At 61.6% G+C, this 21,998-nt stretch carries 22 protein-coding genes; 17 read left to right on the top strand and 5 right to left on the bottom strand.

What is annotated here, in order from left to right; genetic code table 11:
* Window positions 1-106: 106 nt before the first annotated feature.
* The 3 genes from FIU89_RS15060 (at window position 107) to FIU89_RS15050 (ending at window position 3,385) form a co-directional block, all read left to right on the top strand.
* On the top strand, window positions 107-1,111 hold the full coding sequence (locus tag FIU89_RS15060; RefSeq protein ID WP_152493353.1) for an NADP-dependent oxidoreductase: 1,005 nt from the start codon (window positions 107-109) through the stop codon (window positions 1,109-1,111).
* 168 nt (window positions 1,112-1,279) lie between these two features.
* Window positions 1,280-2,293, top strand: a complete 1,014-nt coding sequence (locus tag FIU89_RS15055) for an alpha/beta fold hydrolase (protein WP_254701697.1) — start codon at window positions 1,280-1,282, stop codon at window positions 2,291-2,293.
* Between the two features lie 90 nt (window positions 2,294-2,383).
* Window positions 2,384-3,385 carry an NAD(P)-dependent oxidoreductase gene (locus tag FIU89_RS15050; protein WP_152493352.1) on the top strand — a complete coding sequence of 334 codons (1,002 nt, stop codon included), beginning with the start codon at window positions 2,384-2,386 and terminating at the stop codon, window positions 3,383-3,385.
* 151 nt (window positions 3,386-3,536) lie between these two features.
* Here the strand turns inward: FIU89_RS15050 and FIU89_RS15045 are convergent, their stop codons facing one another.
* Window positions 3,537-4,172 (bottom strand): TetR-like C-terminal domain-containing protein, encoded by a 636-nt coding sequence (locus FIU89_RS15045; protein WP_152493351.1) that lies wholly within the window; start codon window positions 4,170-4,172, stop codon window positions 3,537-3,539.
* Between the two features lie 56 nt (window positions 4,173-4,228).
* Here FIU89_RS15045 and FIU89_RS15040 point away from each other — a divergent pair, with 56 nt between their 5' ends.
* From FIU89_RS15040 to FIU89_RS15005, 8 genes are all read left to right on the top strand, one after another.
* The gene (locus FIU89_RS15040) at window positions 4,229-4,675 is read left to right on the top strand and encodes a nuclear transport factor 2 family protein (protein ID WP_152493350.1); all 447 of its coding nucleotides are present in this window, start codon (window positions 4,229-4,231) and stop codon (window positions 4,673-4,675) included.
* Window positions 4,668-5,501: an ergot alkaloid biosynthesis protein gene (locus FIU89_RS15035; protein WP_152493349.1), complete on the top strand. Its 834-nt coding sequence runs from the start codon at window positions 4,668-4,670 to the stop codon at window positions 5,499-5,501. The genes FIU89_RS15040 and FIU89_RS15035 overlap by 8 nt, the downstream gene beginning before the upstream one ends.
* 647 nt (window positions 5,502-6,148) lie before the next feature.
* Entirely contained in the window at window positions 6,149-6,727 is a 579-nt protein-coding gene (locus tag FIU89_RS15030) for a thermostable hemolysin (RefSeq protein ID WP_152493348.1), read from the top strand.
* Entirely contained in the window at window positions 6,727-8,160 is a 1,434-nt protein-coding gene (locus tag FIU89_RS15025) for an AMP-binding protein (RefSeq protein ID WP_152493347.1), read from the top strand. The genes FIU89_RS15030 and FIU89_RS15025 overlap by 1 nt, the downstream gene beginning before the upstream one ends.
* A complete protein-coding gene (locus FIU89_RS15020) occupies window positions 8,157-8,957 on the top strand; it encodes an SDR family oxidoreductase (RefSeq protein ID WP_152493346.1) in 801 nt (266 codons plus the stop codon). Before FIU89_RS15025 ends, FIU89_RS15020 begins: the two co-directional genes overlap by 4 nt.
* 3 nt (window positions 8,958-8,960) lie before the next feature.
* The gene (locus FIU89_RS15015; protein ID WP_152493345.1) at window positions 8,961-9,821 is read left to right on the top strand and encodes a TauD/TfdA family dioxygenase; all 861 of its coding nucleotides are present in this window, start codon (window positions 8,961-8,963) and stop codon (window positions 9,819-9,821) included.
* Window positions 9,822-9,866: 45 nt separating this feature from the next.
* Window positions 9,867-10,262, top strand: coding sequence for a DUF2147 domain-containing protein (locus FIU89_RS15010; RefSeq protein WP_152493344.1), 396 nt, complete (start codon window positions 9,867-9,869; stop codon window positions 10,260-10,262).
* A gap of 226 nt (window positions 10,263-10,488) precedes the next feature.
* On the top strand, window positions 10,489-10,983 hold the full coding sequence (locus tag FIU89_RS15005) for a LuxR C-terminal-related transcriptional regulator (protein WP_172978125.1): 495 nt from the start codon (window positions 10,489-10,491) through the stop codon (window positions 10,981-10,983).
* A 376-nt stretch (window positions 10,984-11,359) separates the two neighbouring features.
* On the opposite strand, the gene FIU89_RS15000 is transcribed toward FIU89_RS15005, so the two are convergent.
* The 3 genes from FIU89_RS15000 to FIU89_RS14990 all read right to left on the bottom strand — a co-directional run bounded on the left by FIU89_RS15000 (window position 11,360) and on the right by FIU89_RS14990 (window position 13,837).
* Window positions 11,360-12,706: a HipA domain-containing protein gene (locus FIU89_RS15000; protein WP_254701696.1), complete on the bottom strand. Its 1,347-nt coding sequence runs from the start codon at window positions 12,704-12,706 to the stop codon at window positions 11,360-11,362.
* Entirely contained in the window at window positions 12,703-12,924 is a 222-nt protein-coding gene (locus FIU89_RS14995) for a helix-turn-helix domain-containing protein (protein WP_152493342.1), read from the bottom strand. Before FIU89_RS14995 ends, FIU89_RS15000 begins: the two co-directional genes overlap by 4 nt.
* 451 nt (window positions 12,925-13,375) lie before the next feature.
* Window positions 13,376-13,837 (bottom strand): ImmA/IrrE family metallo-endopeptidase, encoded by a 462-nt coding sequence (locus tag FIU89_RS14990; protein ID WP_152493341.1) that lies wholly within the window; start codon window positions 13,835-13,837, stop codon window positions 13,376-13,378.
* A 321-nt stretch (window positions 13,838-14,158) separates the two neighbouring features.
* On the opposite strand from FIU89_RS14990, the gene FIU89_RS14985 reads away from it, so the two are divergent.
* Both FIU89_RS14985 and FIU89_RS14980 read left to right on the top strand, forming a co-directional pair.
* Window positions 14,159-14,515, top strand: coding sequence for an isocitrate/isopropylmalate family dehydrogenase (locus FIU89_RS14985; RefSeq protein ID WP_254701695.1), 357 nt, complete (start codon window positions 14,159-14,161; stop codon window positions 14,513-14,515).
* A gap of 347 nt (window positions 14,516-14,862) precedes the next feature.
* Entirely contained in the window at window positions 14,863-16,248 is a 1,386-nt protein-coding gene (locus FIU89_RS14980) for an IS1182 family transposase (protein WP_152494543.1), read from the top strand.
* A 198-nt stretch (window positions 16,249-16,446) separates the two neighbouring features.
* Here FIU89_RS14980 and FIU89_RS14975 read toward each other — a convergent pair whose 3' ends face one another.
* Window positions 16,447-17,121 (bottom strand): GntR family transcriptional regulator, encoded by a 675-nt coding sequence (locus FIU89_RS14975; RefSeq protein WP_172978124.1) that lies wholly within the window; start codon window positions 17,119-17,121, stop codon window positions 16,447-16,449.
* Between the two features lie 204 nt (window positions 17,122-17,325).
* Here FIU89_RS14975 and torT point away from each other — a divergent pair, with 204 nt between their 5' ends.
* From torT to FIU89_RS14955, 4 genes are all read left to right on the top strand, one after another.
* Entirely contained in the window at window positions 17,326-18,384 is a 1,059-nt protein-coding gene (gene torT, locus FIU89_RS14970) for a TMAO reductase system periplasmic protein TorT (protein ID WP_172978123.1), read from the top strand.
* Window positions 18,385-18,507: 123 nt separating this feature from the next.
* A complete protein-coding gene (locus FIU89_RS14965; protein ID WP_216647025.1) occupies window positions 18,508-20,022 on the top strand; it encodes a sugar ABC transporter ATP-binding protein in 1,515 nt (504 codons plus the stop codon).
* Window positions 20,019-21,014, top strand: coding sequence for an ABC transporter permease (locus FIU89_RS14960; protein ID WP_152493337.1), 996 nt, complete (start codon window positions 20,019-20,021; stop codon window positions 21,012-21,014). The genes FIU89_RS14965 and FIU89_RS14960 overlap by 4 nt, the downstream gene beginning before the upstream one ends.
* On the top strand, window positions 21,007-21,981 hold the full coding sequence (locus FIU89_RS14955) for an ABC transporter permease (RefSeq protein ID WP_216647024.1): 975 nt from the start codon (window positions 21,007-21,009) through the stop codon (window positions 21,979-21,981). Before FIU89_RS14960 ends, FIU89_RS14955 begins: the two co-directional genes overlap by 8 nt.
* The last annotated feature ends 17 nt before the right edge of the window (window positions 21,982-21,998 follow it).

The raw sequence follows: 21,998 nt of genomic DNA, 5'->3' as shown, positions 1-21,998 counted from the left end.
GACAGGGCAGTTCCGACCCACATATTACCAATAGTAACTTACTTTTAGTACGTTACTAATTGTAATACATGAAACCGCGGGGAGCCACCCCTGAAAGGAGCAACCCATGAGTGCCACGTCGCGCCAGTATCACCTCGTCAGCCGTCCGGACGGCATGCCCGAAGCGGGCAATTTCAGCCTTGAGTACGTCCCGCTCGATCCGCCTGAGCCGGGGCAGATCGCGGTTCGCAACACATGGCTGTCGGTCGATCCCTACATGCGCGGCCGGATGAACGACCGGCCATCCTACATACCGCCGTTCGAGCTGAACCGGCCCATGGACGGCGCCGCCATCGGCGTGGTCGAGGACAGCGCCGATGACCGCTTCAAGCCCGGCGACACGGTCAGCCATTTCGCCGGCTGGCGCGACCGTGCCGTGATCGATGCCGACAGCGCCAGCCCGGTCGAACGCACGATCCCGCCGCAGGCCTATCTCGGCCCGCTGGGCGTGCCCGGTCTTGCCGCCTATGCCGGACTTCTGCGGATCGGGGAGCCAAAGGCGGGCGAGACCGTCTTCGTCTCGGCCGCCGCCGGCACGGTCGGATCGCTCGTCGCGCAGATCGCGAAGCTGAAGGGATGCCGCGTGATCGGGTCGGCCGGGTCGGAGGACAAGATCCGCTGGCTGCGCGAGGTCGCCGGTGTCGACGCCGTGATCAACTACAGGACCGCGCCCGACATGACCGCCGCGCTGGCCGAGGCTGCGCCGGAGGGGATCGACATCTACTTCGACAATGTCGGCGGCGACCACCTGGAGGCGGCGATCGCAAACGCCAAGGATTTCGCGCGATTTCCCATCTGCGGGATGATCTCGCAGTACAACAAGAGCCCCGAAGGCCCACGCAACATCTTCGGTGTCGTGGAAAGGCGGATCCTGATGCAGGGTCTGATCGTCATGGACGAGTTCGGCATGATGCCGGACCTGCAGCGCGACATGACCGGATGGATCGCGGACGGCAGGATCACTTGGCAGGAGACCGTCCGCGAGGGGCTCGACAGCGCCCCGGACGCCTTCCTCGACCTCTTCTCGGGCGTCAATTCCGGCAAGATGCTCGTGCGGCTGCCAGAGGGTTGACCGGACGCGCGGGCAGCGGAGGCGCCGCCGCGCTGCCCGCGGCACATTTCCCTCATTCAAAAGGAGACAACCATGTCCTCCAGTTCGCTTCGTGGCGAGGCCGTATCCAAAGCCGACGCCCCCTCTGATCGCACCTGGTCAAGGCGTCGTCTGCTCCGGGCGTCAGGCATGATCGGGGTCGGCCTCTGGCTTGCGCCGTCCTTCACCAGCGCGTCTGCCGGCAAGGCCGATCTGCCCGTGCGGCGCAAGATGGTCGACGCCATCGACGGCCGTTTCCACGTGATCGAGCAGGGTGAAGGTCCGGCCGTGGTGTTCTGTCACGGCTTTCCCGACACGGCAGAGACCTGGCGCAGCCAGATGCAGGCCGTTGCCGAGGCGGGTTACAGGGCCATTGCGCTGGATATGCGGGGGTACGGTCAAAGCCACGCGCCGACCGACCCCGATCTCTACACCTCGCTCCATATCGTCGGTGACCTCGTCGGCGTGCTGGACGCACTGTCGATCGACACAGCGGTGATCGTCGGCCACGATTGGGGGGCCGACCACGCACAGCGCGCGGCCCTGATGCGACCCGATCGGTTCCGGGCCGTCGTCAGCCTCAGCATTCCCTTCGCCCCGCGCGGGGAGATCGACCAGTGGCAGGCTTTGCGCGATCAGGGTCTGGGCGACACCTACTACGCCTTCGACCTGATGAAGCCGGGCGCGGAGGCCAGCTTTGCCGACGCGGCGCGGTCGATCCCGAGCATTCTCTACTGGCTGTCGGCGAGCCCGGAGCCTGCGAAGAGATGGGATCCGGCCGACCCCGACCTTCACATGCTGCGGCCTGCGCCGACAGCCGTGCCGGACTGGGCCGCACCCGCCTATGTGCGCCACACCATCGAGACCTTCTGGCGCACCGGCTTCCGCGGCGGGCTCAACTATTACCGCGCGCTGCCCCGGACCTTCGATCTGATGCCGGCCTACAAGGACGCCGTCATCCGCCAGCCAGCCCTCTACATCTGGGGCGCGGCCGACGGGCTGTGCCGGATGTTCCATCCGGAAACGCCGAGCCTTGTGGAGTTACGCGAGGCGCAGCCCAACCTCGTGCGTCAGGTTCGGCTCGAGAATGTCGGCCACTGGGTGCATCACGAGGCCGCCGGGCGGGTGAACACGGCCCTCACGGACTTCCTCTCGGACCTCTGAGTCTTCCATCTCGCGGGGCCAATGGCCGTCCCGTGTCAGACAGCGCCGCGTCATCAACATTCCGACGCGCCATCATCGAAAGGACATGCAATGACACACGACCCCATTCTCTTCGTCGGCGGCTCCGGCATCGTCGGCCGCCAGGCCGCGCGATACCTGCGTGACGCGCATCCCGAGGCGCCGCTTCTGATCGGCGGCCGCGACCTCGGGCGTGCCAGTGCGGTTGCCGCGGAACTCCGCAACGCGGAAGGCGTCGCAGTCGACCTCTCGGCCCCCGACCTGGGCCTCGGAGACCGGCCGGTCTCGGCGCTCGCCCTCTTCTTCAAGGACGACGCCATCGCGTGTCTGCGGTTCGCACAGGCGCGTGGCATTCCGTATCTGAGCATATCGTCGGGCGTCCATGAAATCGGCCCCGAGGTCGCGGCCTACATGCATGCGCCGAACGCGTCTGCGGTCGTTCTCGGCGCCGAATGGCTTGTCGGAGCGACGACCGTGCCCGCCATGCTGGCCGCGCGGGAATTCTCGACCATCGACAGCGTGCGCATCAGCGCAATCATCGACGACGAAGACGTGGGCGGAGCCGCCACCGATGCGGACATGGAGCGCCTGACACGGACCATGCCCGCGGCGCTGACGGTAGAAGACGGCGACTATCTCTGGCGGACGGGCGACGGTGCGCAGACCAGCGTGATCGCGCTCGACGGCACCCGGATGCCGGCCGACGTCTTCTCTCCCTACGACGTGCTGGTCCTTGCGAACGAGACCCGGGCACGCGATGTCGAGTTCCGCCTCGCGGTTGGCGAGAGCTCCTCCCGCCGGCGTGGAGAGCCGCTTTCCACCGAGATCATCGTGGACCTGTCCGGGACCGACCTCGCAGGCCAGCCGCTCCAGGTGCGCCAGGCGGTCGTACATCCCGGGGGCCAGATGCCACTGACCGGCCTCGGGGTGGCCATGGTCATGGAAAGGCTGGCGGGTCTGCAAAACCAAGCGGTCGGCGTGGGGCTCTACTTTCCCTTCCAGCTCGTCGACCCGGAAACCTACCAGAGAAGGCTTGAGGCTATCGGAGGATCGATACTCCCCCTGCAGGGGTAAAAGTAGACGGGTGCGTTTCCACGCGATCGAACCACCTGGTGATTTGCTGGCAGGCGCTTGCGGCAACCCGCTGGTCGCGGCGCCGCTGCGGTCGGCTCCAAGTGGTTCGTTGCAGCCCTCCATGGGCCCTTCGATAGTTGAAGGCGACCGGTCATGGGCGGGCGACGTCCCGGCTCGACATCTTCAGGCCGGCCGTGATGGCCTTGCTCTGGATGATCAGGTCGGCTCGGGTGGGCGTTATCCCGCGCACGACCATCCGCCAATAGAGCGGCGCGACGAGCATATCGAGCGCGAGTTCGCGGTCAATCTCCTCTGGCAGCTCCCCGCGGTGGATTGCGCGGTCCAACAGGTTTTGCGCCTGCTCGCGTCTCGCTTCGGCCAGGCGGTCGTTGATCCTGCGCATCTCGGACGAACGGGCCGCTTCGGCGTGAAGGTCCGGCAGGATCCGGCGGGCAAGCGGATGCCGCAGCACGGCTCGCACCCGCAGCAGGAGAACAAGCACGTCCGCCTCGAGCGTCGGGCCCGCCGGCTTCGGCAGGGCGATACCCAGACCGAGGGCGGTGAGCGCAGCCTCGGCGAAGGCCAGACGCGAAGAAAAGCGACGATAGATCGCCGCCTTGCCCGCACCGGCGCGGGCCGCGACCCGTTCGAGACTGAGCGCGGAGAAGCCGCGCTCGGCCCATTCCTCGAAAAAGGCGCGATAGAGGGCTTCAGTCAGTTCCGCGCGCGGGACCGCCGCTCCGGATGGCTTGCGCGGAGATTTATCGTCGGAACGGTTGCGTTCCATCCATTGGCTTCCTATTTGGTCGATACGCTACCGTTCCATCCATAGGAGCCTTTCTCATGGACGACAAGTTCGACTGTTTCTCGGGCCTCTTGCGCGGCGCCCTCGGCTCCCGTTTGAAGGCGGGACCGGAAATCGTGGACCTCTTCACCGAAGACGTGGTCTTCGAGTTTCCCTATGCGCCCGATGGCCTGCCCACGCGGCTTAAGGGCATCCCGGCCCTCGTCGATCATCTGGCGCGTCTCGGCCCGATGCTGGAGCTGGGGAAATTCACGCTGCACCGAGTTCACCCCTCCGGGGAAACCGTGGTCTTCGAGTTTTCCTGCCGGGGTCGGGGCGTCGCAACGGGCCTGCCCTACGATCAGGATTACATTTCCGTCGTTACGCTCCGCGAGGGGCGCATCGCCCGCTACCGCGACTACTGGAACCCGCTTGTCGCACTCTCCGCGCTTGGCGGGGCGAAAGCGGCTGCAGAGGCCTACGCGGGGGAGACGACTCATGGCTGATCGCATTCTGGTCATCGGCGGCAAGGGAACCACCGGCAGCCGGGTGGTAAATCGCCTCGGTGCCGCCGGTGCCGAGGTCGTCATCGGCACCCGCAGACCCATCGACCCCCAAGACCGTTTCTTCGACTGGGCAGACCCGGCCTCCGTCGCGGCCTTCGACGGCTGCGCGGCGGTCTATGTGGTCGCGCCCACGGACCGCACCGACCACCTCGACGTCATGCGTCCTTTTCTGGAAGGGGCCATGGCGCGTCAGGTGCGCCGCTTCGTCCTGCTCAGTTCTTCCCTGCTCGAGCGAGGCGGGCCGATGATGGGCAGCGTTCATGCTTGGCTGGCCGACAACGCACCCGAATGGGCCGTTCTGCGCCCTTCTTGGTTCATGCAGAATTTCTCGGATGGTCCCCACGCCCGAACCATCCGTGACGAAGATGCGATCTACAGTGCAACAGGCAGCGCCCGCATTGGCTTCATCGATGCCGACGACATCGCAGCCTTAGCCGTCGCCAGCCTGACGTCCCGCGAGCCCCTGAACGACGACATGATCCTGACCGGCCCCGAGGCGCTCAGCTACGAGGACACCGCTGGCATCCTATCCAATGTGACAGGTCGGACGATCCGCCATGTCGCCCTCTCCGGCAGTGAGTTGGCCGAGCGCTTCGAAGCGCAGGGCCTGCCACCCGAATACGCACGCATTCTCGCTGGCCTGGACGAGGCGATCCGCACCGGGGTCGAGGATCGCACGAGCGATGGCGTCGCGCGACTTACGGGTAAAACACCGGGGTCGTTCAGGGAGTTTGCTCAACGGCATTTGGAGCGCTGGCGATCTTGACATCCACGGACCTAAGATGTTCCACAGATCAGGTCGGCATCGTCTCGCTTTCGGATAGGGCGTTTTGGTAATGCGAGCTTGGCCTCCTCCTGCGCCCCGCTGATCCGGCTAAGAGGAACGCGGCGCCATGGGCGAACGACCGCAATTGGGAGATAACAGCGTGGTATTGGTTCGACAGTTGAACGGCGGAAAAGGGCCGGTCACGACGGATTCCTCCGCGCTGCAAGTGCAAAGCCCTCCGCGATAATCGCGACCGCATTGGGCTCGAAGCGGACCTACGGCGGCGCGGCGGGAACGCTCGTTCGGGTTGGACTTTGGCCGTCGCTCCCGGCCCTTAGCTGCCGTTAGGACATTGCGGAACGAAGGACGGCTACAAGCCGCTTCAGCGCGCGATCCAACTTAGACGAAAAAGGCGCTCAGCAAGCATTCTGTGATAAGGTTGACGAGAAGCTATTGCTTTCTCCACGGTAGCTTTCGGACCCGGCAAAGGATAGGCCAAAATCCACCTCTCGGGATCATAAACTTTAGTCATATTTGGCCAAGTCACTCAGTTGTTGCGACTTCAGTGCAATGGATTTTGCCGCCTCCGTGAAGGACATCTCCGGAAAGCGAGGCATGATCAGCCTCCTTATTAGGAGAGCAATCACATGAGAACCACCATTGCCGTGGACGATGATCCATCAACTCAGCTCCTGTTCGAGCAGGCCTTGGAGCATATTGCGCGTAGCTATCGCAGGACCTTTTCCGCGGACACGCGTATCCGTCCCTCGCGCCTCGTGATCACAACGGATCCCACCGGCGCGGTGGCTTGCGCCGCAAGCATCCGGTGCAATGACGAAGCCTTTTTCTCACAACAGTACCTTGACGCACCGGTCAGCGAGCTTCTGTCGCGTCGGACCGGGTTGGCGGTGGGGCCCGTGGAGATCCTCGAAGTTGGAGGGCTTGCCTGCAGTTCGCCGTTTTCAGCCTATCCGACCCTGCGCGCCCTCTTCGAATGGGGACGGGAGCGCGGGATCAGCTGGGGGCTTTTTACGGCCACCACCGAGGTACGGCGGCTGATCCAGAGGGCGCGGATCACGCCGCTCATGCTGGCGCCAGCGGACGCCAGCCGGGTCCTGGATCCGGATCAATGGGGCGAATACTACGACCATGATCCGTGGGTCTGCGCCTTTCGCGATCCGGTTCAGATGGTTGATGCCGCGATTCCGCGAGCGGAGACCGCCTGATGACTCATCGTGTTTTTCGTGCGCTGGCCCTGCATGGTCTGCGAACCCCTTACAAGGCCGCTCTGCGCTCGAATGCGCGGCGCATCAATTACGGCTCCCTGGCGAATTTCCTCGCCCAAAGCGCCAACATACTTGCAGGCAGCCCGCGGGTTGTCGGGATTACCACCAGCGATCCGCTGGAGGCCGCCCTTGCCGATCTGGCGTTAACCTTTCACGGTCATGTTGCGGTGCATGTGCCGCCGTTCTTCTCGACCGTCCAAAGGGCGCATATCTTCGAGGCTGCCGGCATCGAGACATTCATCGGCGAGTGTGACGCGGCGGCGGTGACCGAAGGTTTGCCGCGCCCGGAAGAGTGCCCGCCTCTGGACGGTCCGCTAAGCCTGCCTGTCATCGGTGCACGGCGAATCATCTTTACATCGGGATCATCCGGGACGCCGAAGGGTGTGCTTATCGGTGAAAAACAGATGGCGGCGGCGATTGCCGGGCTCGACAAAGCGATATTACCCAATTCGGAAGATACACATCTTTCGCTTCTCCCCATGGCGCAACTTCTGGAACAGGTGGCTGGTCTCTACCTGCCACTTCTGGCTGGCGCCGAGGTCTGTTTCTGTCCGGAGGCTCTGCATGCGCTCTTCGGCGGGCCGATGGCGCCGGTCATGGCGGCTATGAGTGAAGCACGTCCGACCACGACGGTCCTTGTTCCCGCGCTGCTCTCGAGGATGGTGTCCGAGCTCAAGTCAACCGAGCGTATCGCCCCCGAGAGCCTGCGCCTTGTTGCCGTGGGCGGCGCGATGACCTCGCCGGCTCTGCTCACCAGTGCCAAGAGCCAAGGCCTGCCCGTCTGCGAGGGCTACGGTCTTTCGGAATGCTGCTCGGTCGTGGCATTGAACATGCCGGAAAGAGCACGGCCGGGGACGGTAGGCAAGGTTCTGGACGGGGTCCAGGTGCGCATCGACGATGGCGAGATCGTCGTGTCGGGTCCGACCGTGATGGAAGGTTATGTCGGGCAGTCGCCGGTCACGGGCGAGTGGCGCACCGGAGACCTTGGGCGTATCGAGGATGGTCACCTGATCGTGGAGGGCCGCAAGGACTGGCTGATCGTCACGCCGCAGGGCCGCAACATCAATCCCGAGTGGGTCGAGGCCTGCCTTTGCGCCGATCCATGCATTCCCGCCGCCGGGCTTCATCTGGCGCAGGACGGACAGCTTGAGATCATCGCCGTTGTCACCGGGCCAGTCGATCCTGCAAGAATCGAACGCCTGTTGGCAGGCCTGCCGCACTATGCCCGCCCAGTGCGCGTACGCTTCGTACCTGCGTCGCATGAAGGGCTTCTGAAACCCGGCGGCGGCATTGACCGGAGTCAGCTTCCACAGCTCTCGGCGATGCTGCCGTACCATTCCCTTTCCCATGACCAGAAGGAGTGTGTCGCATGACACCCAAGACCCCCGTTGCCCTGATCACCGGGGCCGGCTCCGGCATAGGCCGTGCGATTGCCCTCGAGGCGGCGCGGTCGGGCCATGATCTGATCCTCGTGGGGCGTCGGCTGGAGCCGCTCGAAGATACGGCGGCGCAACTCGGCGCCAACGTACGGCTTGTCCCCGCGGACATCACCACGCCCGCGGGCCGCGCCGCTGTCGTCGCGGCCGCCGGGGACCGTCTGGATATCCTGGTGAACAATGCCGGGCGGCTGGCGGTGGGGCGCCTCACGGACCTGAACGACAAGGAAATCGCACAGACCGTGGGCACCAACCTGACAGCCGCGGTGCAACTGACCCGCGACCTTGTCCCCGCCCTGTCAGCGACGCAGGGGCAGATCGTCAATATCGGCTCGATGTTCGGAATGATCGCCTTTCCCTATTTCTCGGCCTATTCGGCCACGAAATTCGCCCTGCGAGGCCTGTCCGACGCGCTGCGCCGCGAGTTGTCGGAGTTCGGCATCACCGTGACCTACGTGGCGCCCCGCGCCACACGCACCCCGGCACAAAGCACATTTGCCCATCTGGTCGAGCCTTTCGGAATGGTACTGGATTCGCCAGAGCGCGTCGCCAGTCGCGCCTGGGCGGGCATCATGGCGGGCCGCAAGACGATCTATCCCGGTTTTGGCGAACGCATCTTTGCGCTGCTTCAGGCGATGGCGCCGTCGCTGATCGACGCCGCGCTGACCCACAAGGCCGGCACAGCCCGCGCGCAGGCCGCGCTCAATTCCTACACCAGACAGAAAGAGGCTTGATCCATGAGCTACAACATCATCCGCCCCACCGCAGAGGGGCAGCCCGTGATCGACGCTCCCGTGGTGGAGCAGATCCGGTCGCACCTGCAAGAGGACGGCTGGACGCTTTTGCGCGGCTTTCGGCCCGATATGGCGGCATTCAGTGCGCTAACCACCGCGCTCTGTCGCAAGATCACGTTCGACCCGGCGCGCGAATACGGCGACGCCAACACGCAGAAGGTCGACGCCGGCACCGGCCCCATCGGCCTGCATACCGAGAACGGCAATACGCCCGTCTGTCCCGATATCGTTGCCTTCTACAGCCCGGTCGCGGCCTTTGAGGGCTCGCAGACGACCGTGTGCGACGGACGCGAGGTCTACGGCGCGATGAGTGATACTCAAAAGGCCCGGTGGCAGCGCGACATGATCGTGGAACGCTACCTGCCCGAGGAACTCTGGAAGCGCTACCTGGCCAACGAACATCCGGCCATTTCCCGTCCCGACGAGGTCACGCCTGAACATGTTGAACAGTTCCGCGCCGCGATCCCGAACCAGGATTTCGACATGCTGGACGATGGCGGCATCAACTACCGTCTGACCGTGGCGCCGGTGCGCGGCTCCGCCCTGTCCGGCGGTCAGGGGTTTGCCAACGCGGTGCTTGGCCCGTCGCACAACTACGCGCCGCCGCGCTATCGCTTTGGCGACACGGACCTCGTCAGCGAGGACGAGATCGAGGAGATGCGCGCGCTGGCCGAGGCCTGCACACACGAGATCAACTGGCAGGATGGCGATATCGCCGTTCTGGACAACACCCGCGTCATGCATGGCCGCCGCGCCATCATCGACACCAACCGCCAGCTGTTCATCGGCATGGGCAACGTCTGACACGGCCCATCCTGAAACCCCATCCCATCAAAGGAGACCAAGACCATGAAACGTATCGCGACCCTCATCCTGTTTTCCCTTTTTGCCGCCAGCCCGGCGCTGGCCGACCCGATTGAAGGCCTCTGGAGAACCGCGCCCGATGACCACGGCGATGTCGGCTATATCCGCGTCGGCACCTGCGGCGCGAGTTATTGCGGTGTGCTGGAGCGTGCGGAAAACGCAAAAGGTGAAGCGATCCAGCCCGATACGCTTGGCCGCAAGATCGTCTGGAACCTGACCCACAGCAGCGCAACCGAATACAAGGGCCGGATCTATGCCCCCGACCGCGACAAGGAATACATGTCGAAGCTGGAGCTCTCGGACAATCGCATCTCGGTCAATGGTTGCGTGCTTGGCGGGTTGATCTGCCGCAACGGCGGCCAGTGGACTCGGGTGCAGTAAGCACGACGCCCGTAACGCGTCGGGAGCCGCTTCACCGCAGCTAACGGCAGGCCCTTTCCGGAGGGCCTGTTTCACGTTTCCAGGGGCGCGGAATGACGCAGGCCGCCACGGCATGTCGCCATTGCCCTTGCGCCGTTCTTACCGTTTCATACCCGCCAGGATCTTCGAGGATAGTTCCATGCAGCATGTAGGGTCCATGCAGGCCAGCACCCTGAAATACGTCACCTTGTTCCTGATCGGCAGCGTCGTCTTTTTCGTCTTCGACGTGGCGAGCGACATCTACGAGCGCGTGATCGCCAGCAATGCGCCGAGTTTTCTGGACCTGACGCACCTGTTCTTCGAGGTGTTTTCGGCCGGAGCGCTGATCTTGGCGATCCGGATCCTCGTTCGCCAATTGCGTTGGCTTCAGGCACGCAACACCAAGCAATCAGAGTCGCTCAGTTTCCTGCGCGGCGAAATGGACAGCTTCGTGCACGGAAAGTTCGATGAGTGGAACCTAACGTCAGCGGAGCGTGACATCGCGATGTATATGCTCAAGGGCCTGAGCATTGCCGAGATCGCTGCGGCCAGGTCCACCGCGGAAGGCACGGTCAAGGCGCAGACCTCAAACATTTTCCGCAAGACGGGCGTTGCCTCGCGCATGGAACTGATGAGCCTGTTCATGGACGAGTTCCTGGACGTCGGCGCGGGAATTGACGGCAGACTAAGGCAGGCCGGATAGCGCCTGACCTGTTGGCGCAAGTGGCGCTTCGATGACTGCCGTGGGTTCGAAGCAGCCGTTCTTGGACGCTGCAGCAAAGGTCTGCTATCCGCCCTTTCTAACCACAACTGGAACGGAAATAATCTATCGTGTCTCGTTCCCAGAGCGGGTTCACTTACGGATCCGAATAATCTTTGCTAAGCCGACGAAATGTTACCGCGCAAACTGGCTTCGAACGCTTTGGTTTTTCGTGGACATCAGCCGAAAGAATTATCTGCGCTGCTACAGCGGACGCGTCATCAACCCCGGAAGCCGTGCGCGCCTCGCACTCTGGGCCTGACCGACCGGTGTTAGCAGACCGTCCGCTTACAGAATGGGCAACTTGGTTATTCGTCAATTAGCTGAGACCTCGCCATCCTCCAGGGTTCATTTTCTCGTCGCGCTCGTTGCGCGGGAAGAAATCTCGAGCCTGAATATTGAGATCAATTCCCAACGAATCCCGAAGTACGCCTAACTGGGCAGCTGTGGCATCGGCCAGCAACTTGTCGCCGGTCTCCGCAAGAGTTTCCGTCTTCGCCGCGACATCTGACAATATCCCCAACCATTCACCCGAAAACTTTGGACGGCGGAAGCCGATATCGCGCATCAGTATCTCAATATCTTCAATGTTAAGATCCTCGGCAAACTCCGCGCGGCCCAACAGGAAGGAGAATCGGTGCGTGGGCCTGCTATCCATGAAGACCGGCACGACATCATAGAGCGGCGCCAGTTCTCCATTTCGTCCAAGATACAAGATTGAGGCGTTCTTGCCGTGATTGTCGGTATTGCCGACTGCCAAGTTGAATATCGTATGGCGTAGGAACTCCATCTGGAAATGCGCCGGAACCACGGCTTCCGCAGCCAGTTTTCCAACCATTTCGGCCGAAAATCGCGCGCCACCCGGCGCGGCATTGCGTTCGTATTTTAACTCGCGCGGCAAGCTCAGCGCCTGGCAGAAGTCCTCTGAGTGTAGTCGCCGGATCTCCCCGCCATCCTGTATTCGATCAAACCGCCGTGACAGGATTGCGCCGATATCAGCACATGTCTCGTCGTCGTAGAACTCCAGGTATTCATGCTCGATCACGTCGAGGCCGATGTCGCGGGCAAGTCCCAGCAGCGCGGCTTCGCGCCGTGTCAGGCTTATGTCGTCCCGCGGTGAAACTTTCAGGATATGCGTGGTGGGGGCACGGCTGTCCGGCTTGGGTTGAAAATAGCGACCTTCATGAACCACCAGCGCCAGCTTCGGCTGTACCCCCGCCAGGGGCGATGGATCCCGCTCGTCTTCAGGGAGTCTCCCATTGAAATGGAGCGCTGCAACGATCTGGGTCATCCGCTCCTCGGGGATCTCTTGGTAATCATCTGGGAAGATGCCCGGGCGCTTGCCCGGACCGGTTCCCTCCGGCGTCACGGATATCGCACCAGGACAATCCGCCCCGAGGTGGTAGAGAAGTTCCGCGACATCGTTCCTATCGATCGTGTAAACTGCCTTCACCCGGTCGAGCTCACGCCCTTCGAAAAGGAGATTGGTGAAAAAAGCCGTGGTCGCGGCATCGCCATATGGGTCCTTCCGGATCGGCATCGACAGGGAAATCCGGCCCTCCGTGGGCAAATCCTGCGCATAGGTGAAGCCGAGGCTTCCATCGTCGGCGCGCACAAGTTTGCCCACCGGCGCGTCGAGCGCCTCCATCCAGACATCGAGCTTCACGACCGGGCCTCCGCCATGAGATCCACACCCAGCGCGCTCAAGAGCCGCAGGTAGGTATCAAGTTCGGCAATCACCTCACCGCGCTCAATGCGCGACAGGTTGGACTGCGCGACGCCCGTAATCGACGACAGAGTTTCCTGCCTCATTTGCAGTCTTTGACGCCTTTTGCGTATTATGACGGCCAGGTCTTCCGGTTTTCGGATCTTGTCGCCCTTCATCAGTACGACTCCTAAAATATTGCTACTCGGCAATATACTGGGTGACCGAGATCCTGCAAATCGGAAATATTGCTCTCGCGCAATATTTTCAATTTTTTGCAGTGTTTAAAATCTTAATATTGCTTTTAGGCAATATTATTGACTTGCTGCACGATCTCTTTATTTAAATCGCCCAAAATGCGATCCTGTAGGACCGCGCATATTCATGCGCAATTCACCCATAATCTTGCGCGGGTCGAAAATGGAGATCCCGAGATCGACACAAAAATAGCTTAGAGTTTTGAGGCCTTCGCCGTGGAAGGAAGTAGCCAGGAGTTGGAAGTTGCGAGCGCCGGGCTGATGCGGCGACCGGAGCGAGACGGACCTTAAGAGGTTGAGCGGGATGGTAAAAGGTATAGGCGCACTGTGCATCCTTGGCAGCGATACCCGTGGAAATAGACGGGAAGCCCCGCTACCTCCGAGGCAATTGGTAATCCACCCCAGTCATTCGAGCCCGCCAAGTCAGCATTTCCCGGCTGACCAGATACTGGTCGCACGCCACTTCGTCCGGAATCCTTTGGGATCGGATCGAGAGTAGCGCACGCCGAGGCAACAATAAGGTGCCGGCGAGCCAGTCAGCCTCATATTCCTGGTCCTGATCGAAGTTTCCCGGCACCAACGAGCCATCTTCCATAAGGAAAGCCTGAGCGAGTTCGGGCCCCAGGATGATGTGCGACAGTTCGTGCATAATCACGTTGTTCCTGCGGCCCGGCGAGGAGACCGGCTTATAGACAACGAGGTTCGAAGGTCCCATGCGCATCGTCAATGCAGCCCAAGAGTCATCCGCCTCGTTGGTCAGAACCGAGAGGTTCTCTGCGTCAAGATCTTCGATCTCTTTGACCGACCACACGGTGATGCCCAGATGGTCCGCCAAGCGATCGGCTGACAGCGGCCCGGTAGCATGTACTCCAAGCTGTTTGCGATACTCGACTGATCGCCGCTCGCACTGCGATTTGAACCCTCGCCGAAACGCCAGCTAATGCCCCCTCGCGTTGACCTTCGCGAACTGGTCGGCTGCTTTCTCAATCAAAGCCGCGCCCGCCTCGCCGCCGCTAACAAATGAACCTCACAGAATTGGCCTGACGGCCAATGCGCCTTGGACCGGGCTTGCTATATGAGGGCCGCACGCTCCAAGGCGCTCGCACCAAACTGGCCGACTTTTGCTCCGCCACAATGGCCGAATTTTACTCCGCCGTTGACAAATCTTCATGCCGACATCCTGTCGGACCTCGCCGGCGCCCTTGCCGGCAGTCTCGGGGTCGCACCTACTGGCAATATAGACCCTGAACGGCGCTTTCCCTCGATGTTCGAGCCGATCCACGGGTCGGCCTTCGACACCACGGGCAAGGGCATCGCAAACCCCGTAGCTACATTCTGGACCGCAAGTCAGATGCTCGATCATCTTGGCGAGGCGGATGCCTCCACTCGGCTCATGCGCGCTGTGGAAAAAGTCTGTGCCGACGGCGTACTGACACCCGATGTGGGCGGTAAGGCCACCACGCAGGAGGTAACCGACGCGGTCTGCGAGGCGATACGCGGCGACAATATCTGAAATCTTCCCGCCGATGGCCGACATGCGCGCTCACTTGCGCATGATCGGCATGCACCCGGCAATCCATTTCGTCTGGAGACGCTCTGCTCTGGACCGCACTTCGAGCGCGTGCATGGCGTTCGAAGAAAACAGACTACTGTTCGCTTCTTCACGGATCTGAAGAGTATCCAGTTTATTGGACGCCGCCCATCTTGGGCCGCTATCGACCTCTTTGCAAAAGTTCAACGAGCTGCCTTTCACAGAGGCAGGTCCGAATGCCCGCTTTGGGCCTATTCTGTTGAAAAACTCGCGCTTGATCGAAGGGCGCCGTGCTGATTCAATTCTGCCAATGGGTGGGAGGATTGGCGATGATGGGACCACGGCAGGAGGCGCAACCGGCGCTGTTCTACGAGTTCTCGCTTGAGGATCAGGTCCCACAAGACCACCTGCTTCGATCCATCGACCGGTTCGTGGATCTGTCCGCGATCCGTGCTTACCTCGCTGATTTCTACAGCCACACTGGTCGTCCTTCTGTCGATCCTGAGCTCCTCATCCGGATGCTACTGGTTGGCTATTGCTTCGGCATCCGGTCTGAACGGCGGCTCTGTGAAGAGGTACACTTGAACCTGGCCTATCGCTGGTTTTGCCGCCTCGATCTGAATGACCGGGTCCCGGACCACTCCACCTTCTCCAAGAACCGCCATGGCCGGTTCCGTGATAGCGAACTGCTGCGTCACTTGTTCGAGACTACGGTGGCGCGATGCATTGAAGAGGGCCTGGTCAGCGGGCAGCGCATGGCGGTAGATGCCAGTCTCATTGAAGCAGACGCGAACAAGCAGAACTCGACGCCGAAGGAGGACTGGGACGCGGCGCGGGTCAACCCGGTCGATGCGCCCCGCGCGGTTCGCGAGTATCTCGACACGCTGGATGAGGCCGCCTTCGGCGCGGCCAGCGAGGTCACGCCCAAGTTCACGTCGCATTCCGACCCGGCCAGCCAGTGGACGGCGGCGCGCAAAGGGCCGGCTTTCTTCAGCTATTCGGACAACTACCTGATCGACACGGATCATGGCGTGATCGTCGATGTCGAGGCGACGCGGTCGATCCGACAGGCCGAGGTTGGGTCAACCAAGACCATGCTGGAGCGGGTGAAGGCAAAATTCGACCTGCATCCCGAACGCCTTATCGCGGACACCGCCTATGGTTCAGGACCGATGCTGGGCTGGCTCGTGGATCATAAGATCGCACCCCATATCCCGGTTATAGACAAGGCCGGTCGGAACGATGGGACATGGACGCGGGCGGACTTCGAGTGGGATGCCGAGAACGATCAATACATTTGTCCCGAGGGTCACGCTCTGAAGCAGTTCCGCCGCAACTACTCCGACCCGAACCGAGGGCCGACCGGCAAGGGCACGGCGCGCTACCGTGCCTTGAAAGAGGCCTGTCAGGCGTGCCCATCCAAATCCAAATGCTGCCCCAACGCCGAGGCCCGTAAGATCACCCGCGAAGAACACGAAGACGCCAGAGACGTGGCCCGCGGCATTGCCAAGACCCGTCAATACGACGTCTCAGTGAAGCTTCGGAAGAAGGTTGAGATGCTCTTCGCGCACCTCAAACGTATCCTCGGCCTGGGCCGACTCCGATTACGTGGTCCATGCGGCGCAAACGACGAATTCCTCCTCGCCGCCACCGCCCAAAACCTCCGCAAACTGGCCAAGACCTTTCCCGCACCGCAGCAAACGCGAAAAGCCTGATCAGGAAAGCGCGCGCGCCTCGTTCAGAGCACCACTTACTGCGCCAGCAACACGTTGTTTTTCCACAGAATCGGCCGGAAGCTGACCGTGGCTGGATTCGAAGAAAGTTCGGCACTTTGATACCTGAGTTAAGCTCGCTGGTCCGATGATGAAACAAGAAAAAAAGTTCGGAGTACTTAGCGGCAATTCGGCACGAAACTACGAAATCGCCGCTTGTTCGATATGTGCGATGATGTGGTCCACGGAACTGGCGATATCGCGCACGATGTGCTTGCGTGCATCGGCCGGCTTCTGCTCTTTGATCGCTTCGAAGACATCGTAATGATGATCAATCATGTCACGCCCGCCATGTGCGTAGAAGGATGAAATTGGCGGGCCGATTTGTAGCCAGAGCCCGTCGAGATGGCTGGAAAGGATCGGCATGTTCGCGGTTTCGGCCAGCGAAAAGTGGAATTGCTTGTTCAAGACGATACAGCGTTCCCAGTCCTCGGCCTTCATGGCGGCTTCATTGTCGGTGATATTATTCTTCAGTGCAACGATATCGGCGTCTGTCCGACGTTCGGCTGCGCGAGCGGCGGCAAGACCTTCAAGTTCCAGGCGGATATCGGCGATCTCGCGGTACCGATCAGAGGTGATTATGGGAACGCGAATGTCGCGGGCCGCGCGCTGTTCAAGGGCACCTTCCAGAAGCAGGCGTTTCACCGCGTCTCTGACTGGTGTGGAGCTGGTTTCAAGTCGATCGGCGAGGTTTCGAATGGTCAGCTTTTCACCGGGCTTAAACGCCCCGCTGATAATCGCGTTTGCGATCTTTTCGTAGGCGACGTCTCCCAGAGATGCCTGGCTAATGGCTGAAAGCCCGTGATGGTCCTCCACTTTTCGCTCCTTAAGATAGTCACGGTTCGACAATAGCGTTTGGGGCGATCCGTAAAACCCGGTTGCTTAATAGCACGGCATATTTATTTTGTCATGCGTCAAATATGATGCATCATACTTGACGCATGAAATCCATAGGGTATGGTCGCCCGAGTTGCGCTTGGGTTTCCTTTGGGGAACCGGGCCCAGACAGGGAGTATTAAAATGTCCACTAATCACACACTTCTCAGCACCACGGCTCTCGCCTGCGCGGTCGCCTTTGCGCCCGTCGCCTTCGCGCAAGAGGCCGAATGGGAAAGCTTTGATGTCTATAATTTCGACAGCGGAGACGCCGTCGAGGAAACGATCGCGCCAACCGCGAGCGCTACCGAGAAATGGTCGCTTTGCGCCGTTGTCCCCCACATGAAGGACGGCTATTGGATTTCCGTCGATTACGGCCTGGTGGCCGAGGCCAAGCGACTGGGCGTCGAACTGACGATCCTGCAGGCGGGTGGTTACGACCAGTTGTCGCGTCAGGTCAGTCAATTTGACGATTGTATCGCTTCCGGCGCGGATGCCGTGCTGATCGCCCCGATCTCTGAGGCCGGACTGGCCGACAAGATCGCGGCGACTGCCGAAACCGACGTGGTGCAAATCGGTTTCGTGAACCCGATCCAATCCGCCCCCGTCAATTCAAAGATCTTCGTCGATTACGCGACCAAGGGTCTTCAGACGGGCAAGTTCCTCGTCGACCATCTGGGCGAAGAGGGGGGCGGTGCCGTCGCGCTTCCTGGTCCGCAAGGCTCCGGCTGGGCCGAGTCGTACATGAGCGGTTTCGAAGAGGGCGTTGCCGACAGCCCGGTTGAGATCCTCGAGCGCAAGTTCGGCCCCGCCGGCGTGGCCGAGTCGCTGGGTTTGGTCGAGGACGCGCTGCAGACGCACCCGGACCTGAAGGCGATCTGGGGCGGTGCGCCTGCCGCCGAGGCCGCCGTGGGCGCTGTAGAGGAAGCCGGTTACGACGACGTAACCATCGTGGCCTCCTACGAGAACCAGACCATGGTCGATAGTCTGAAGAACGGCCAAGTGTCCGCTTTTGCCACCGAGTTTCCTGTGATGCAGGGCCGGATCGCGGTGAGCTTGGCCGTCGCCGTGCTTCAGGGCGAGGAAGTGCCCCAGCACCTGGGCGTCATCCCGCAGATGGTTACCACCGAAAATGTGGAAGATATCGACCTCACCACAGTGCTGGCGCCGGTCGGTTTCCGCCCGGAATTCTCGGTGGACTGATCCATTCCTTTGCCCGGCCGCGCCTTGGCGCGTGGCCGGCCGCAATACTCATCTTGCAGCCAATGGTTGGCCAAACCCCGTAAGCGAAGACCGGCCAATGGCCGTATGCGGAAGGCGGAGTTCATGCTTGAACTGAACGGAATAACAAAACGGTTTCCCGGAGTTGTGGCGCTCGACGACGTGAAGTTCCAGCTCATGCCGGGCGAGATCCACGTCCTTTTCGGCGAGAACGGCGCCGGCAAGTCGACGCTCGTGAACGTGATGGTGGGCAACCACCGGCCCGAAGAGGGCAGCTACACAATTGACGGGAAAAACATGCTGGGCCTCAGCCCGGCAATTGCGCGAGAGAACGGCGTTTCGGCGGTGTTCCAGGAATTCAGCCTCGCGCCGTCGCTGACCGTGCTGGACAATATCTGGCTTGGCCGCGAGCTGACGAAATTCGGTCGGATCGACCGAAAGCGAATGCGTGACTTGGCCGAGGCGAAGCTGGCAGAAATGCGCACGAACCTGCCACTGGACGCGATCACTTCGACTTTGAGCCGGGCGCAAAAACAGCAGGCCGAAATTGTCAAAGCGCTGTTGCAGGGCACGCGGTACATCATTTTCGACGAACCGACCGCATCACTGGCCGACGTGGAAGCACAGAACGTTCTTCGGATCATTAAGGAGCTCCGCGACAAGGGTGTCGGCATCGTCTACATTTCTCACCGGATGCGCGAGATCCGCGAACTGGCCGAACGCGTCACGGTTCTTCGCAACGGAAAGTATGTCGGCACAATCGAACAGGACGAGATCGAGGAAGATCGGCTGGTGTCGATGATGACCGGTCGCAGCATGGTCGACCTGTTTCCCGATGTGCCGCACAATCCGGGAGAAGAGGTTCTATCCATCTCGCATCTGGCCACAGTATCGGGTGGGGTGAGAGACGTGAGTCTCGAAGTGCGCGCGGGCGAGATCGTCGGACTGGCGGGGCTTGTCGGCTGCGGCAAGGGTCGCGTGGGGCGCGCCTGCTTTGGGCTGGAGCCTGTTGCCCGGGGTGACATCTTTCTGAAGGGGGTGCCCGTCTCGCCGCGCAGCCCGGCGCAAATGCTCCAGAGCGGCGTCTGCTATTTCCCGTCTGACCGGGGGGCCGAAGGGCTTTGCCTGAACCGGCCGATTTCCGAGAATGTCACGATGAGCGATCTTGGTACGCCCGAAATCGGCAAGCGGGGATTGATCAACCTGAACGGAGAACGCGACCGTGCCCGGACCGCCGCGGAGCGGCTGAAGCTATCGACCGACAACATGAGCACGCGAGTCGAAATGCTTTCAGGTGGCAACAAGCAGAAAATCCTGCTGGCGCGAGGGCTCTCCCGGGAGTTCGACCTCTTTATCTTCGACGAACCAACGGTGGGGGTCGATATCGGCGCCAAAGCCGAGATCTATCAGCTGATGCGCGACCTGACTGAGGGTGGTGCCGCGATCCTCGTGATATCTTCAGACCTCGAAGAGGTCGTGCATATCAGCCACCGCATCTATTCCATCCATGAGGGCCAGGTCGTTGCCGACCTTCGCGAGGGTGCCAAGACCGAAGAGCGCGTGCTCGCCAGCTTTTTCGGCAAGCAGCGGGACACCGAGACAGAGGATATCGCGCAATGACTGTCCATACCGATACCACCAGGAAGCCGAGGTTCACCGCGCAGACGCTCGCGACATGGATTTTGCCGGTCATCATCGTCGGAATCTTGGCGGTGATGGCGCTGGTCGAGCCGCGCTTCTACAGCCGTCTGAACATCTTCAACATCCTCCGCAATTTCACTCTGACGTCTCTGCTGGCGCTGGCGCAGGCGCTGGTGATGATCGTGGGTGGGTTCGATCTTTCGATCGGCGCGATCATGGCGGCGGGTTCTGTCGTGGCTGCGGTCTCGATGCTTGCCCTTACCGAACCGTTCTATTCACAGCCTATGCTGATCATCTCGCTTGGCTTTGGGGGGGCGCTGCTGGTCGGCTGCTTCGCGGGTGCGGTGAACGGGATCCTGGCGGCCAAGTTGAAGGCGTCGCCCTTCATCATCACGCTGGGCACGATGACCGTCATATCGGGCCTGACTTTCTGGTACACGAAAGGGGCGCCGATCTATGGCACGCCCAGTGAACTGGTCTCGGAGATCGGGCGCGGGCGGCTGTTCGGCGTGCCGGTGATCTTCTGGTTCGGCGTGGTGGTGATGGGGTTGCTGTTGTGGCTCTGCACGCAAACGAAGTTTGGCCGGCATATCTATGCCGTGGGCTCGAACCCTTCGGCGGCGCGCGAAAGCGGCATCAACCCGACGCGGGTACTGGTCGTGGTTTACGGTCTCTCAGGCTTGCTGGCTGCCGCAGCGGGGCTTATCCTGACCGCGCGGCTGGGCTCGGGGCAGTCCGGTATCGGCGGCGACGCGGCGATCCAGTCGATCGCGGCGGCGGTTATTGGCGGGGTCTCGCTGAGGGGTGGTATCGGCTCGGTTCCCCGGGTCGTCATGGCCGCCCTGTTTCTTGCGCTCATGTCCAACGCGCTAAACCTCGCCCAGATCGACAGCAAGTTCCAGACGCTGGTTCTGGGTTTCTTCCTGATCGGCTTTGTCGCCATCGAGAGAAAGTTCGACCGCAATGACTGATGTTTCCTCCTTCATCCGGTCCGATCGGATCCGGAGCCAGATGTTCGAATTGGCTATGGTCGCGGCCATCCTGATGATGATCGTCATCTTCGCCGTCGCCGAGCCGCAGTTCCTGTCGCTTGCCAACGTGTCCAACGTTCTAACTCAATCGAGCTACCTCGTGCTTCTGGCCTGCGCGCAAGCGGTGGTGATCCTCGTGCGCGGCTTCGACCTGTCGCTCGGCGGTACCGTTTCCCTGGTCAGCCTGACCGCGGCGATGGGTATGACGATGACAGGCGCATTGCCGATCCCGGCGGGGATCGCGGCGGGGGTTGTGACGGGTCTGATCGTAGGGCTGTTCAACGGGTTCTGCGTTGCCTGGCTCAAAATTAACCCGTTCATCGTGACGCTTGCGACGATGAATATCCTCCTTGCCATCTCGTCGACCATCACCGGCGGCTTCCCGGTGACTGACCTGCCCGATGGGTTCAGCGACATGCTTTCAACGGCGGCACCGTTGGGCGTGCCGGTGCCGGTCATCGTCACCGCGGTTGTGGTCTTTCTGCTACATCTCATGCTGCGCCGCACCCGGTTCGGGCGGTCGATGTTCCTTGTCGGCTCGAACCCCGAGGCGGCCTATGTCGCCGGAATCTCGTCGCGCCGGATCCTGTTGTGGAGCTATGCGCTGTGCTCTTTCTTGATCGCGTTGGGCGCCATCCTGATGACTGCCCGTACAGGATCGGGTGAGCCCAATCTTGGTGGTGCGCTGACCCTTCAGACCATTGCCGCCGCGGTGATCGGGGGTATGAGCCTTCGCGGTGGCGAGGGCAGTATGGCCGCACCGGTTCTGGGCGGTTTCTTCGTCACAATCCTGTCGAACGGGATGAACCTCACACGCGTGGACGGCTACCTGCAGGAGGTGACGCTGGGCGTCCTGATCGTCGCTGTTCTCGTTCTCGACCGTTTGCGCCACCGGCGCACTTCATGACCCTAACAAGGAATGAT

It is taken from the genome of Roseovarius sp. THAF27 (assembly GCF_009363655.1).
Classification (GTDB): Bacteria; Pseudomonadota; Alphaproteobacteria; order Rhodobacterales; family Rhodobacteraceae; genus Roseovarius.
The sequence above is the reverse complement of the archived record's forward strand: the minus strand, read 5'-3'. Positions and strand labels throughout refer to the sequence as shown.